The sequence below is a fragment of the Streptomyces sp. NPDC037301 genome, assembly GCF_055602785.1.
In genome coordinates, this window is sequence record NZ_JBVJWD010000014.1 from 101,833 (window position 1) to 114,863 (window position 13,031).

The following is a 13,031-nucleotide window of genomic DNA, read 5'->3' on the forward strand; positions in this document are numbered from 1 at the left end:
GGAAAGGACCGCCGACGTTCGAAGGACCGCCCCGGATGAGCGACGCCGGCCCCGCCGAGCACGGAGACGATCAGTCCGCGCGCAGGGCCACCAGTGCGCCCGCCTGCGCGAGGCCGCTCTCCTCGACGACCTCGCGCACGCTCTGCGCCTCGCGTACGAGCGCGAAGTGCACCCGCCCGTCGGCACCCGTCCGGTAGCCGTACACGGCAGGCCGCGGCAGCGAGTTGTACGAGAAATGCGACGAGAAGTAGTACGCCCCGGTGTCATGGAGCGCCACCACGTCGCCGGGCTCGATGACCGGGAGCTCGCGCCCGGTCGCGGTCAGGTCCCCCGCGAAACAGCACGGGCCCGCGATGTCGACGATCTCGGTCGGGCCCTGCTTGGGGCGGCCCGCGGCGTCGAACACCCCGACGCGGAGCGGCCAGGCACCGGGCATGAACACCGTACGGGTGGCCACCTGGGCCCCCGCGTGCGTTACCGCGATCTGCCGCCCACCGGCGGACTTGGTGTACTCCACGACCGTTGCGACTGTTCCGCTCTTGGCCAGCAGGGAACGGCCGAACTCCGTGATCAGGGCGTAGCGCCCGTCGAACAGACCGGGTACGGCGCCGCGGAGCTCGGTGACGTAATCGGCGTACGTCGGGCGGTCGTCCTCGCCGGCGAAGTTGACGGGCAGGCCGCCGCCGATGTCGAGCCCGGTGATCTGCGCGCGGCCCAGCTGTGCGTTGATGCGCTCGGCCAGTTCGTACGCGACGCGGATGCCCTCGGAGATGAGCGGCAGGGGGCAGCCCTGGGAACCGACGTGCGCGTGCAGGCGGTTGAGCCACGGCCGGCGCGCGAAGGCGTCGATCACCTCGTCGACCGCCCCCGGATCGCGCAGTGCGACGCCGAACTTCGAGGTCGCCGTCGCGGTGCTCATCGCATCGATGGCACCCGCCCCCACCTGGGGGTTCACCCGCAGCCCGATCGGCCCGGCGGCCGGTCGCCCGGCCAGCAGACGGTCGACGCGGGCCATCTCCTGGAAGTTGTCCAGGTTGATCGCGATGCCATGGGTGAGGGCGAACTCCAGCTCCTCGACCGTCTTCGCGGGGCTGTCGAAGACCAGCCGGTCGTACGTGAACCCGGCCGCCAGCGCCTGTTCCAGTTCACCGGGCGAGGCCACCTCGCAGCCCATCCCGGCCTCGGCGAGCAGCCGCAGCACGGGCACCAGTCCGCACGCCTTGGCCGCGAACGTGTGCCGCACCGGGGCGGGTCCTTGGAACGCCTCGTTCAGCGCGTCGACGGCGGCGAGCACACCGTCCACGTCGAGCAGGCCGACCACGGGCGAGCGCGGACCGAGCAGCCCGTCCTCGACGGCACGCGTCAGCGCCGCCGCACGCCGGGTACCGCGCTGCTCGACTGCCGAGCGGGCTGCCGAACCGGAAGTCATGTGAACCACAACAACAACCCTCCATCTGTCACGTCGGCTGTACGGACAGCTTCGACGCGGAGGGGAAGGCGCGTCTTCGACCGACACGACGATGCCTGCCCGATTCCTTTGTCGCACCGGACAGCTCAACGATCAACGGCTGCTCGCCCCGTGCGCCCTGCGAGCCGCGATGCGCAGCCCGATGTCCGCGAGGAGCCGCACGGCCGGGTCGGCCAGATCGACGCCGAACAGCTCCCGGGCCCGGCGCAACCGGTACCGCAAGGTGTTGGGGTGCACATTCAGGCGCCGCGCGGCAGTGCCCGTATCGCCGAACGCGTCGAGGTAGGCGGTGACCGACGCGCCGTACTGCGAACCGTGTGCGCGGTCGTGCTCCACCATCGCGTGCACAGGCCCCGACAGCGACTTCCACAACGGCTCGACCCGGTCGAGCACCCGGAGCACCGACGTGTCGGCGACCACCTCGCCGAACGCCGCCACCGCCGACTCCACCTCAGCGACGGGCAGCCTCGCAGCCCGCTCCCGCAGCACCCGCACCACCAGCTCCGCGGCCTCCCGCGACGCGGGCAGCCCCGACAGGTCCGCCGACAACGGCCCGGCGCCCGCGAACACCACACTGCGCGGCACCGAGCGGGCCGTCGCCAGCAGGGTGCGCGCCGGATCGGCCTCACGGTCCCTCGCGGGGACCAGGACGTACAGCCGCCGCCCGGACCGCGCGGTCACGCACCCCGGCCGGTACGCGGCGGCCTGCAACGCGAGCACATCCAGAACCCGCTGTTCGGCGCCGGTGCCGGTGCCGGTGTCGGCTCCGCCGCCGGACGCGGCGCCGCCCGTCCGGCTGCCGTACGCCTCCGCCACCATCACCGCGTACGGCCGGTCCGCCGCGATCCCGGCATCGTGCGCGGCCTGCGACACGTGTGCGGCCCCGTCCAGGAGCGCGTGCACCGCCTCCTCCCGCGCCCTGGCCGCCGCCCGGCCCCACGTCCGATGGTGGGACAGATGCGGTACGGCGGCCCGGGCAGCCGTGCGCAGCGCCGCCGCCGCACCCTCGGCGAGCGGCCGGCCGTCGGCGGCGGCCCAGATGGACCCGAGCACCTCGGACCCGTGGCGCACGGCGATGGCCAGCCGCTCGGCGGACCGGCCGTCGGCGGGCCGGCGCACCACGTCGTCGGTGCTCCACAGCGTCCGGAAGAAGCCGCTCTCGCGCAGTTCGTCGACACGCCAGCGAGGGACCTCCTGCCCGAGGATCGTCAGCCGGCGCATCGGATCGGGCTCGTGGTCCATCCGCGAGTAGGCCAGCACCCGCGACTGCGGATCCTCGATCGTGATGGCACCGCCGACCAGGTCCGCCACCGTGTTGGCCAGCCCCGACAGATCGCCGAGCCGGAGCCCGCCCACCCCGTCGGGGCCGGCCGATTCGGTGGTGGAAAAGGCCGGGGCGCTGTGCACCAGAGCGGTCCGCAACCGACCGAGCACCTCCGTCCACCCATGCCCCGGCCGCCGGGTCAGCAACGCCGTACGCCCCTGACCGGCAGCCTCCACCAGGGCCGCCCGCGGCCCGCGACCGCCCCGCCGCATGACCACGGCCGCGGCTCCGGCCCGGTCGGCGTCGCGCAGCACGTCGATCGCCTCGGGCGAGGCGACCTCCACACCGACGGCGAGCAGGATCAGCCCGGATACCGCCCGGGCGTCGTCGTCCCGTTCCTCACCGGGATCGTGCAGCACCACATCGGCCACCGGCACGCCGGTACCGCGCGGCGCCACGACGACATCGAGCATTCCGGGGGCGATCAGCCCGAGGATCTGCTCCAGAGAGGGCCCGGCGTCGCGCCGGTCCGGTTCATGCGTCGGCATCCGCCCATCATGGTCGCGCGGCGCCGCCGCCGGCCGGTACACCGGCCGATGCTGACGGGTGACGGGTGACGGGTGACGGGTGACGGGTGACCGCGGGGTGCCCCTGAATCCTGACCTGCTGAGGATGTGTCGCCTGCCGCGGTGGCGATGTCGCGGATGCTGGTGCGGTCGTACGAGTTCAGTGAGCGCGACACACCTTGGTTCAACGGCTACCCGGCACCGAGCTTCGACCAGCGCGCCCAGCACATGTCCGAGCTGGCCTACCTGTTCGACTGGGCATTGTTCCAGGACGTGAAGGGCGAGCAGGCCCGGTTCCGCGACCGGATGATCGGCACCTGGGTGGACTTCGCCCGCACGGGCCGGACGGACTGGCCGGGCTTCCGCGGCGCAGACGGCCACGTACAGACGCTGGCGTCGGACGCCTGGCAGCGCGCGGACTTCGCGAGGGATCACAACTACCTGTTCTGGAAGAACCACCGCTGACCGGCCGCGGTCCTGGGCGTCGAAACCCGAAATTTTGTCCTTAATGGTCCGAAAACCCTTGACCCGGGAGAAATAGGGAGGACAATTTTCAATACACCAGAAAACCAGAGCGAGCCGCACCGTCGGCGGAGACGTTCGCCGAACCGAGTGACCCTCTCGTTGGCTCTGGCCAGGCCCCCGGCAGATCTTCTCGATCCCGGAACTTTCAGCGACGGTTGAAAGCTCATGGAACCAAGAAGGACTACCGGGGACTGCATGCCCGGCACCCACGAACGGAACGTCGAAGGGCCCCACCGCAAGCGGTGGGGCCCTTCGGCATCGTGCCCGGTGAGAGTAATGGCGGAGGCCGGTCGAGCCTTCGGCGCCGCCGCGAGGCCTTGTCGTCGGAACCGGCTCGGCCGAAACAGCGGAGTCGGGTGCCGGCGGTGCCGAAGCGTCCGGTCCTACCCGATTCCGGTCAAGGCGCGACCACGAGGTCGTCAAAGCGGACTGACGTACTACAGGTGAATATGCGGAGATTGTGATGTGTCCGGGGCCGGGCACCGGCACTCTGCTGAGTGTCGATCTGAGTGGCGCTGCGGCGGAGGATCCCCCGGGACCGTCCGCGGAGCAGGCCGGTCCGCCGTCTGCGGGAGCGAAACCCGCCCGCAGCCTCGACAGGCTTCCGACGGATGCGCAACGCGCTCAGCAGAGTCCGGACACAACGGGGCGCTGTCCGGCCCACCGCGGCAGAGCCTTGCGGCCAGGAGGCGCCGCGACCAGCGGGTGGGTGCGAGGCGGAGGGGGACTGTGTTGCGGCATCCGGCCCTCGCCGGGCCCGCGCTGATCAGGGTCGCCGAAGTGCTCTTCGACGTCACCGACGCGGACGGCAACCAGTTCATCGACGCGGACGAGTACCGGACCCTGTTCCGGACCGGGTTCCGGCGCACGGTGGCCGACGCCGACGCAAGGTACTCCCGCAGCGCGTTCGTGAAGGACTTCCTCTCCTTCATGTCGGGTCGCCGGCGCTCGACCGCTTATGACCCACTGCTCGCCGACGCGTAGGCCCCCCGGACACGACAGGGGCCGCCGCGAGGACAGGACCACGGGGCGTCGTCGCTCGACACGGCGCCCTTCCCCGATCTCGCCCGCGAGACCGTGCACCGCAGACCGACTCTGTCGTCGGACTGCCGATGCCCGCTGCCTGGCTGCTTCTCCGTGGGAGGGTGAACCCGCTCGGGAGCCCCGGGCGGGTGCCGCGCATCCCGCGACAGGACCAGGCACATCAACTGGTCGGCCCGCGAATGGTGTTCGGGGGCGGCTTCAGGCGCTCACCACTTCCCGGACCGCCGCGAGGAAGTCCTCCGTCCGCGGATGCGTGGGGTGTGCGGGGCGGGCGAGGTAGACCGTGGCGGCAGGGGCGTCGGAGACAGGGATGAAGCGAACGCCCGGGTGGCCGTGGCTCTCCGCCGTGCCCGCCGCACCAAGGCCGAACGCGTCGCCGGTGGCGATGAGGTTCAGCCACTCGTCCACGTTGCCCACCTCGACCGTCCGGGTCGGACGCTGCTCCGGGGGCCACAGGTCCGGCGAGGCGGTGCCGGTGTCCGGCCACAGGGCCAGCGGGAGGTCCGGGCGGGAGGTGAGCTCGGCCAGCAGCACCCGATCCCGGTCCGCGAGCGGGTGGTCGTCGGGCAGGGCGGCGACCCGGTCCTCCGTGTAGAGGGCCTCGGCGCGGATGCGCGGGTCGGCGGGGATGGTGCGGAGCACCGCCACATCGGTGTCCCCCGTGGCGAGGCCGGCGGTGCTGTTGTCCTGCCGGACCACGTCGAGCGGGACGTGCGGGTGCGTGCGGCGCCACGAGCGGAGCAGCGGGACGGTCTGCTGCCCGAGCACCGCGCAGGTGTAGCCGATCCGCAGGGGGCGGGAGACCGTCCGGGTGTCGGCGAGAGCCGCTTCGAGGTGGGCGAGGATCGCGCGCCCGTGCCCGAGCAGGGTCGTCGCGGCGGGGGTGAGCGCCAGGTGCCGGGAGGAGCGGTCGACGAGCCGCACGCCGACGCGCGCCTCCAACTGGGCGAGCGTGCGGGAGAGGGCGGGCTGTGTCATGTGCAGTCGGGCCGCCGCGGCGGTGATGGTGCCCGCCTCGGCCACGGCGTCCAGGGCCCTGAGGTGGCGCAGTTCCACATCATCCATACCTATGGAGCATAGACCCTGCCCAAATGGCATTTCCGGGAAAGGTTTGCGGTCCGTAGCGTCGGAGATGACCGGGTGGTCACCCGGGCTTCGTTCCCGGTATACGACGGATGGTGGGTTATGAGGATTCTTCTGGTCGGCGCGGGTGGCACGCTGGGCAGTGCGGTGCGCCAGGCACTTGTGGCACGCGGCCACGAGGTGATCGGTGTGGGCCGCTCGGGCGGTGACCTGGTGGCCGACGTCACCGACCCGGAGGCGCTGGCCCGGCTGTACACGGAGGCCGGCCCGCTGGCCGCGGTGGCGGTCGCGGCGGGCGACGCCGTCTTCAGGCCGCTGGGCGAACTGACCGCCGACGACTTCATGACGACCTTCCGCGGCAAGGCGCTCAGCCAGCTGGAGCTGGTCCGCCAGGGCGCCCGGCATGTGGCCCCGACCGGTTCGTTCACTCTGGTCAGTGGGATCGTCGCCGAGGAGCCGATCGTGGCCGGGGCGGCCGCGTCCGCGGCGAACGGCGCGGTCGAGGCGTTCGTGCGGGCCGCCGCGATCGAGCTCCCGCCCCAGCGGATCAACGCGGTGAGCCCGACGGTGGTCGAGGAGTCCCTGCCCGCCTACGGGCCCTTCTTCGTCGGCATGGAGGCGGTCCCGGTGGACCGTGTGGCGACGGCGTACGTCCGCTCGATCGAGGGCGCGCAGACGGGGCAGGTCTACCGGGTCCGATAGACCCTGGCCGCTACTGCCCAGTGCTTCCGGTGCCGGAGCACACCGCGGTGGAGCGTTGGCGGGGTGGGGCTTCTGTACGGTGCCGACGCCGGTGGACGCAACCAGAACCGCGACCACGGAGAGGTCCCATCCCGCCCGCTTGCCTCGGCGGAACGGCGTTGAGCCGTCCGCGACCGCAGCCGTGACCGACAGCGGAGACGAGATCGGTCCCGGACGCATCTTCACGAGGTCTCCGCGGTGCTCCGACACCTCGTCCTGTCCGCCTACCGTCCGGTGCCGGCGAACCGGGTGTTCCGGCGACTGATCCTCGGCTTCGCGGTCTCGTGCCTTGGGGACGGGACGAGCTTCGTCGCGGTGGCGTGGCTCGCCATCGGGCTCGCGCCTCGGGCGACCGCGGGGCTGTGGGCCGGCGGCTCCGTGTTTGACGCAGGTCCGGTCGTTCGCCGGCAGTTTGCCGGTGGCCAGGTACTGGTTGACCTTGTTGTCCACGCAGGCGTTGCCGTAAGAGGCGTAGATCGCGTGGCGGCCGGCGCCCTTGAAGGTGATCAGCTTGGAGCTCGGCAGCAGGCCGTGCAGGGCGACGGCGCCCGTGTGCGGGGTGCGCGGGTCGCCGGTGGCGGACACGATCAGCGGGGAGGTGTCGCGGCGCACCGCGGTGGGTTCCTCGCGGGGGCGGTCCCAGAAGGCGCATGGGCTGATGTTGTTGGTCAGCGGGGCGAACCGCGGGTACTTCGCGCGGCTGCGCTCGATGTTCCGCCAGTAGACCTCGGGGTCGCGCGGGGCGGCCTTGTCCAGGTCCCGGCCCATCGTGTCGTCGGGGCCTTCGGCACAGCTACTTCAGCTGAGATTCCGCTGGTAGTAGCGGTCGAGTCCGGTCCCGGCGCCATTCTTGCCCGTCGCCCCGGCGGGAGCCGCAGTGGCCGTCGAGGGGGAAGCGGGTTTCCGTGGCCCCCGCGTGGCCCTCTCACGCCGATGGCACCGGTCCCCGTGGCGGGGGCCGGTGCCATCGTTCAGGTGGTGCGCTCAGGCACCGTCAGCGCGGGACGTGGCCCCCGGGCGTCAGCCCTGGCGCGCGTCCGTGACCTTCCCCGTGAGGAGAGGGCCCTCCAGCCAATCGTTCTCCTTGAGGATGTTCACCTGCATCCGCAGGGACTCCTCCGGCTCGGTCAGCGCGTCGGTGACCGTGGGCACGGACACTTCGGTGCTCGTCTCGCCCTTGCGGACGGACACCCAGAGGGAGGGGCTGTTCGTGGACAGGGGCCGCTCCGGGTCTGCGGCCTCGCCGAGCTTGGAGAGCCACTCCTCGTCGACGTCCTTCGTGGACAGCTCCGTGCCCTCGCTCACCGGCAAGAGGTCGAACCGCGTCTCGATGTTGATGTCGGCGGGCTGGGAGAGCTCCACCTTCCAGGTGAGCTTCTGGCCTTCGGTGACCGAGTCGGCGACCGGGGTCACGCTGACCGTGGGCATGGGGTCGTCGTTCTCGACGAGCACGCCCCCGAAGGCGCCGCCGACCGCCGTGCCGCGCACGGCCTTGGCCGCGACCTCGTGGCTGAGGTCGTAGTTGAAGCGGGAGTTGCCCTTGACCGTGATCGGCACGTCCACGGAGCCACCGGCCTTCACCGTCACGGTGCGGACGGTGGACTCGTGGGTCTCCGGGTCGCGGACGGCGAGCTTGATCACGCCGGTGCCCTTGCCGGTGACCTGGACGGGCACGTTGTAGGTGCGGGTGCCGGAGTCGCCCTCCTTGACCGTCAGCCTGCCGATGTCGACACGCGAGAGTGCGACGGGGCGTACCGCCGGGGTGCCGGGGCGCCAGCCCCAGGCGTCCATCAGCCAGAACTCGCCGGAGCTGCTGCGCGGGGTGAGCTCCAGCGACTGCGCCCGCTTCAGGTCGACACCGGCGCTGACGGCGGCCTTCAGCGGGACGCGGACCTCACGCGCCCAGTACGCGGCCGTCGAGTCGGAGCCGGGAAGGCCGTCGACGGTGACCTGACCGAGCCCCACCCGCTTGCCGGAGGTGTCGGTGAGGGCGACGTCGAGCCGGGTGCCCCGGGTGTTCGGCGGCACCATCACCCGCAGGGCGAGCGCGTCGGAGCCCGCCAGTGAGAAGGCGCGCTCCGGCGTCAGCCGGACCGGGGTGCCCGGCTTGGTCCAGCGGGCCGTGACCGCGTTGCGGCCCGGCTCACTGGTGGTCTCCGCCCAGGACGCGAAGTGCGGCGACTTACCGGGGGCGGAGTCAGGCCTACAGGCCCGGGTGGCGCTCGTCGTGACCTGCTGGCACACGCGCCCGTTCATCACCGAGAGCGGGTCGTCGGGCCGGATCGCCGGAGTACGGTTGCCGCCGACGGCGTGGGTCAGCACCCGGGCGGGGCCGGCCGAGGGCGCGCGCCGGTCGGAGCCGTCGAGCAGCGGGCGGACCCGGTCGTCGCCCGCGAGGAAGAGCCGCGCGGCGGCGGCGATGTAGGTGGCGCCCGCCGTCTGCTGCTGCTTGGCGCTCAGCCGGGTCTTGGCCCGTGCCGAGCAGACCGGGTCCGGGTTGGCCTTGTCGTCCCAGAAGTCGTCGGCGGCCGGGGCCTCGGCCTGGCCGGGCGTCCACTCCGTGTTGAAGAAGTTGTGGTTGGCGCCGACCATGTACACCGCGCTGTGCAGCGCCGTGCCCCGGCCGAGGCCCCGGGTGCCGTCGAGGTAGATCTGGCCCTGGAGATCGCTCACATCGCCGTCACAGCCCGGCAGGATGGTCATGGAGGGCACGTCGGGCGTGGGGTTCTGGCCGAAGACGGTGGGGCCGATCAGGACGGTGCCGCGGATCCGCCAGCCCACCGGCCCCCGGTAGCCGTCCTCGGCGGGCGGCGGCGGGGAGACGCTGTCGAGGGCCGCCCGGTTGACGCCCTCGCCGCCCCGGGAGTGGCCGACCAGGAGCACCTTCGAGAGGTCCGCGGGCTCCGTCGCGCGCACGGCCTCGGGAGCCTTCGCGGGGTTCGCGCCCCACTCCGCCCAGCGGGAGAGGTGCTGGCGCACCAGGGACGAACGGGCCTGCGCCCCGAAGTCGGCCGCGCGGCCGTCCTGCGCGTTGACACCGTTCGCGGAGATGGAGACCGTCACATAGCCCTGGGATGCCAGGAGCTTCTGGTCGTGCAGAAAGCCGCGGTAGCTCGGGACCTCCTTGTTGCCCGGCTTGCACGGCCACTCCATGCCCGCGCTGTTCTTGCCGGGCTCGTAGCAGGTGGCGCTGCGGCCGTGGACGAAGAGCGCCAGCGGTCGCTTCCCCGGCGCGTCCGTCGGGCCGACGACCGTGGCGCGCATCTCCACGGGCTCGGCGTAGCCCGGCAGCCTCATCGACTTCAGGGAGTACTCGCCGCTGATGGTGTGGTACTTACCGGCGACACCGGGGTCGACCGGGTTGGCGGGGAACGGCTCCTGGGGTGCCTCCGCAGCCGACGAGCGCCGCTGACCGGGTGCCTGGTCGGCCTTTGCGGCGTCCAGCCGCCGCGAACCGGCGACCACCTGGAGTTCGCTCACCGGTCCGACCCTCGCCCCGTCGAGGCGGAGCCGGAAGGTGCGTTGGTCGGGGGAGGGCTCCGGGACGCCGAGGGTCCGCTCCCCCGAGCGGAACTCGACCAGGGCGCCGCCCATGCCCACGGGCTCGGGCGAGCTCCAGATCAGCTCCCCGCCCTCGACACGCCACCCCTCCGGCAGCCGCTCCCCGGTGGCGCCCGGCGGCGCGCCGGGTATGGACTCGGCGGCCGGTTGCGCGTGCGCCGGCCCTGGCACACCCGCCGCCAGCGCCACGGCCGCCAAGGCAGCCGTCAGCGCGCGTGAGACCTGTCTCACGATGGTGTCTCCTCGTCGTTGGTCGTGCTTCAGCGCCCCAGGAATCCCAGGAGCACCCCCCGCACCGGGGAGAGGGTGACGTGTCATCACCGGTTGTCCCACCTCGGGGAACCTGACAGGAATCTGACAGGAGCCGAACAGGAGCCAAACAGGAGCGCCAAAGAGGAGCCGGACGGGAGTCATGGGGCCGGTCGCTGATCGAGGGATCCTGGCCCGGAGCGGCGGTCCGACGTCCGTGCGGCGAGCCGTGACCTGCCCGCTGCGACGCGAATCACCTGGCTCTTCGTGGCTGCACTGGCTTCCGTAGTCGTCGCCCCGCCGGCCTTCATGCTGAAAAGGTGCTCAGGGACAGGACAACCCGAGGCTGTCTTCGTAGCCGGCACGGCGTTCGCCGGCTGCATGGTCTTGTGCCTCGGCATGCGTGCATCGTGGTGACACGCGAGGTGGCAGACTGTGACGGTGACCACGCACGATGAGGAACTGCTGGCCCGGGTCCGGGAGATGAGGGAGCGCGGTAGCGCGCCGAAGCAGATCGCGAGGGCACTGGGGCTGCGTCCGGCCCAGGCCGCCGCGCTGGTGCGGCGGGTCGCCGAGGCGGCACAGGCGCACACCGCACCGGATGAGCGGCCGGTGGTGGGCTGCTGGGTCAACGCGGGCTGGAGCGCGGGACTGGACATGGCCCGAGCCCCGGACTGGGCGGCGGCCGACCGACTCGGCCGCGACCCGGATTCGGACGCGGGCGGTTTCGCCCAGGTGCTGCTGGCCCGTCAGGAACGTGCCAGCAAGGTGACCGTCACCGGGTTTTTGGTGGACGTGTACTGCCTGGGAGTGAAGAACGTCATCGGCCCCGAGGTGATGGGGTCCGGCTCCCTGGCCGGCTACGTACCGACGTACTACTCGGCCTTCGACCACCCACCGCTGTCGATCGGTGTGGAACAGGCCCAGGCGATCGTGCATGACGCGGTCGCTCACGCCCGCAGCCTCGGCTTTGAGCCGGCAGCCGGCTTCGCTGACGCCGCCGTGCACCTTGGCGCTCCGCCCGGCGACCGGCCGGCCATCGGCTTCGGTAAGGACGGAAAGCCGTTCTACTTCTCCGGCCCCTACGACGACCCGCGCAAGGTGGTCCGGACCCTGGAACGCACCTGCGGCACCGGCAACTACCACCACGTCGCTCATCCGTAGGAGCGGGGCGAAGCGGAACGAGTCATGGGGGTAAGGACAGTGGCACAGGGGCACACCGACGCACCGCGGGTCCGGTGCACCGAGCACGAGGCACAGGCCAATCTGCTTGCAGTGTTGCGCCTGTGCGCGGCAGGGAAGCTGCGATGCAGTGAGAAGACCCGCCGCCCCGGTACCGCCACCGTCGCTGCGGTCGGCCACGTCCTGGACGGAGGCGACTTCTACCAACACGAGGCCATCGCTGCCTTCGCCTGGCCGATGCTGCTTCAGGCAGGCGGCCTCGCCGAGCTCACCGGCGGACGGCTGACGCCGACCGCGCGCGGACGGGCCGCACTGACCCAGCCGCCGCACCTGACCCTCGCCCGGCTCTGGCAGCGCTGGCTGAACAACAGCCTCCTGGATGAGTTCTCCCGCGTAGAGGAGATCAAGGGCCAGCGTGCGGCGAACGTCCTGACCGCCGTCAAACCGCGCCGCAAGCTCATCGGCCAGGCGCTGGCCGGCCTCATACCCGGCGTGTGGACGCCCGTCGACGGCCTGTTCACGGATATGCGTGCGGCCGGTCTCGACCCCGCCGTCCACCGTAGCGAGCGCGCCCTGTGGAAGCTGTATCTGCAGGATCCCCAGTACGGCAGCCTCGGCTACGACGGCCACCACGGCTGGTCCCTTCTCCAGGGCCGGTACTGCCTGGCGGTGCTCTTCGAGTACGCCGCCACGCTCGGCCTCGCCGATGTGGAGTACGTCCCGGCGCCGGGCGCCCGCGACGACTACCAGCACAACTGGGGCGGCGACTACCTCGACCGGCTCAGCCGCTACGACGGCCTGTCCGCGCTCCGCCTCAACCCCCTCGGTGCCTATGCCGTCGGCACCACCGGCGACTACACCCCCAGTCCGGCACCCACCCCGACCGGCAGGGTCACCGTCCTGGCGAACTTCGACATCGTCGCCCTCGACGGGCTACCCGCCGCCGACGCGCTCCTCCTGGATGGCTTCGCCGACCGGAAATCCGACCGGGTCTGGACGCTCACCACCGCTTCCCTTCTGCACGCCCTCGACAGCAGGCATAGCCTGGACGAGCTGATCGGCTACCTTGATCAAGCCGCCTCGCATCCCTTGCCCCAGACCGTTACCACCCTCCTCGACGACACCGCCCGCCGCACCGGCCGGGTCCGCGACACAGGGCAGGTCCATCTCATCGAATGCGCGGACGAGGCGCTGGCAGCGCTCATCGACAGCGACCGCCGCCTGCGCGCGCTGTGCACCCGGCTCGGCGAACGCCACCTCGCTGTCTACCCCGACAGGTTGCCGGCGTTCCGCAAAGCCGCCCTCGCCCTGGGCTACCCGCTGGCCTGACGCCGGGCACGCTGTCGTC

General features: G+C 71.9%; 8 protein-coding genes and 2 pseudogenes. 5 read left to right on the top strand and 5 right to left on the bottom strand.

Annotation, left to right across the window (positions count from 1 at the left end; genetic code table 11):
* Nucleotides 1-70: 70 nt before the first annotated feature.
* Both ACZ7IB_RS22990 and ACZ7IB_RS22995 read right to left on the bottom strand, forming a co-directional pair.
* Nucleotides 71-1,429 carry a diaminopimelate decarboxylase gene (locus ACZ7IB_RS22990; RefSeq protein ID WP_470915191.1) on the bottom strand — a complete coding sequence of 453 codons (1,359 nt, stop codon included), beginning with the start codon at nt 1,427-1,429 and terminating at the stop codon, nt 71-73.
* Nucleotides 1,430-1,561: 132 nt separating this feature from the next.
* Nucleotides 1,562-3,280, bottom strand: a complete 1,719-nt coding sequence (locus ACZ7IB_RS22995) for a helix-turn-helix domain-containing protein (protein WP_470915193.1) — start codon at nt 3,278-3,280, stop codon at nt 1,562-1,564.
* A gap of 126 nt (nt 3,281-3,406) precedes the next feature.
* Between ACZ7IB_RS22995 and ACZ7IB_RS23000 the strand changes: the two genes are divergently transcribed.
* Nucleotides 3,407-3,763: a hypothetical protein gene (locus ACZ7IB_RS23000; protein ID WP_470915195.1), complete on the top strand. Its 357-nt coding sequence runs from the start codon at nt 3,407-3,409 to the stop codon at nt 3,761-3,763.
* Between the two features lie 756 nt (nt 3,764-4,519).
* Nucleotides 4,520-4,807: pseudogene (locus ACZ7IB_RS23005) on the top strand (calcium-binding protein); the annotation flags it as partial.
* Between the two features lie 258 nt (nt 4,808-5,065).
* Here the strand turns inward: ACZ7IB_RS23005 and ACZ7IB_RS23010 are convergent.
* Entirely contained in the window at nt 5,066-5,932 is an 867-nt protein-coding gene (locus tag ACZ7IB_RS23010) for a LysR family transcriptional regulator (RefSeq protein WP_470915338.1), read from the bottom strand.
* A gap of 120 nt (nt 5,933-6,052) precedes the next feature.
* Here ACZ7IB_RS23010 and ACZ7IB_RS23015 point away from each other — a divergent pair, with 120 nt between their 5' ends.
* Nucleotides 6,053-6,652: a short chain dehydrogenase gene (locus ACZ7IB_RS23015; protein WP_470915340.1), complete on the top strand. Its 600-nt coding sequence runs from the start codon at nt 6,053-6,055 to the stop codon at nt 6,650-6,652.
* Nucleotides 6,653-7,138: 486 nt separating this feature from the next.
* Here the strand turns inward: ACZ7IB_RS23015 and ACZ7IB_RS23020 are convergent.
* Nucleotides 7,139-7,459 (bottom strand): annotated as a pseudogene (locus tag ACZ7IB_RS23020) (alpha/beta hydrolase); the annotation flags it as partial.
* Nucleotides 7,460-7,711: 252 nt separating this feature from the next.
* Nucleotides 7,712-10,483, bottom strand: coding sequence for an alpha/beta hydrolase (locus tag ACZ7IB_RS23025; RefSeq protein ID WP_470915197.1), 2,772 nt, complete (start codon nt 10,481-10,483; stop codon nt 7,712-7,714).
* Nucleotides 10,484-10,942: 459 nt separating this feature from the next.
* Between ACZ7IB_RS23025 and ACZ7IB_RS23030 the strand changes: the two genes are divergently transcribed.
* Both ACZ7IB_RS23030 and ACZ7IB_RS23035 read left to right on the top strand, forming a co-directional pair.
* Nucleotides 10,943-11,665 (top strand): hypothetical protein, encoded by a 723-nt coding sequence (locus tag ACZ7IB_RS23030; protein WP_470915200.1) that lies wholly within the window; start codon nt 10,943-10,945, stop codon nt 11,663-11,665.
* Nucleotides 11,666-11,689: 24 nt separating this feature from the next.
* Nucleotides 11,690-13,012 carry a helicase-associated domain-containing protein gene (locus tag ACZ7IB_RS23035; RefSeq protein ID WP_470915202.1) on the top strand — a complete coding sequence of 441 codons (1,323 nt, stop codon included), beginning with the start codon at nt 11,690-11,692 and terminating at the stop codon, nt 13,010-13,012.
* Nucleotides 13,013-13,031: the final 19 nt, after the last annotated feature.

Excerpts from the sequence above, each read along its gene's own strand:
- ACZ7IB_RS23035 (WP_470915202.1), top strand. The coding sequence starts at position 11,690 with ATGGGGGTAAGGACAGTGGCACAGGGGCACACCGACGCACCGCGGGTC.
- ACZ7IB_RS22990 (WP_470915191.1), bottom strand. The coding sequence starts at position 1,429 with ATGACTTCCGGTTCGGCAGCCCGCTCGGCAGTCGAGCAGCGCGGTACC.
- ACZ7IB_RS22995 (WP_470915193.1), bottom strand. The coding sequence starts at position 3,280 with ATGCCGACGCATGAACCGGACCGGCGCGACGCCGGGCCCTCTCTGGAG.
- ACZ7IB_RS23015 (WP_470915340.1), top strand. The coding sequence starts at position 6,053 with ATGAGGATTCTTCTGGTCGGCGCGGGTGGCACGCTGGGCAGTGCGGTG.
- ACZ7IB_RS23010 (WP_470915338.1), bottom strand. The coding sequence starts at position 5,932 with ATGGATGATGTGGAACTGCGCCACCTCAGGGCCCTGGACGCCGTGGCC.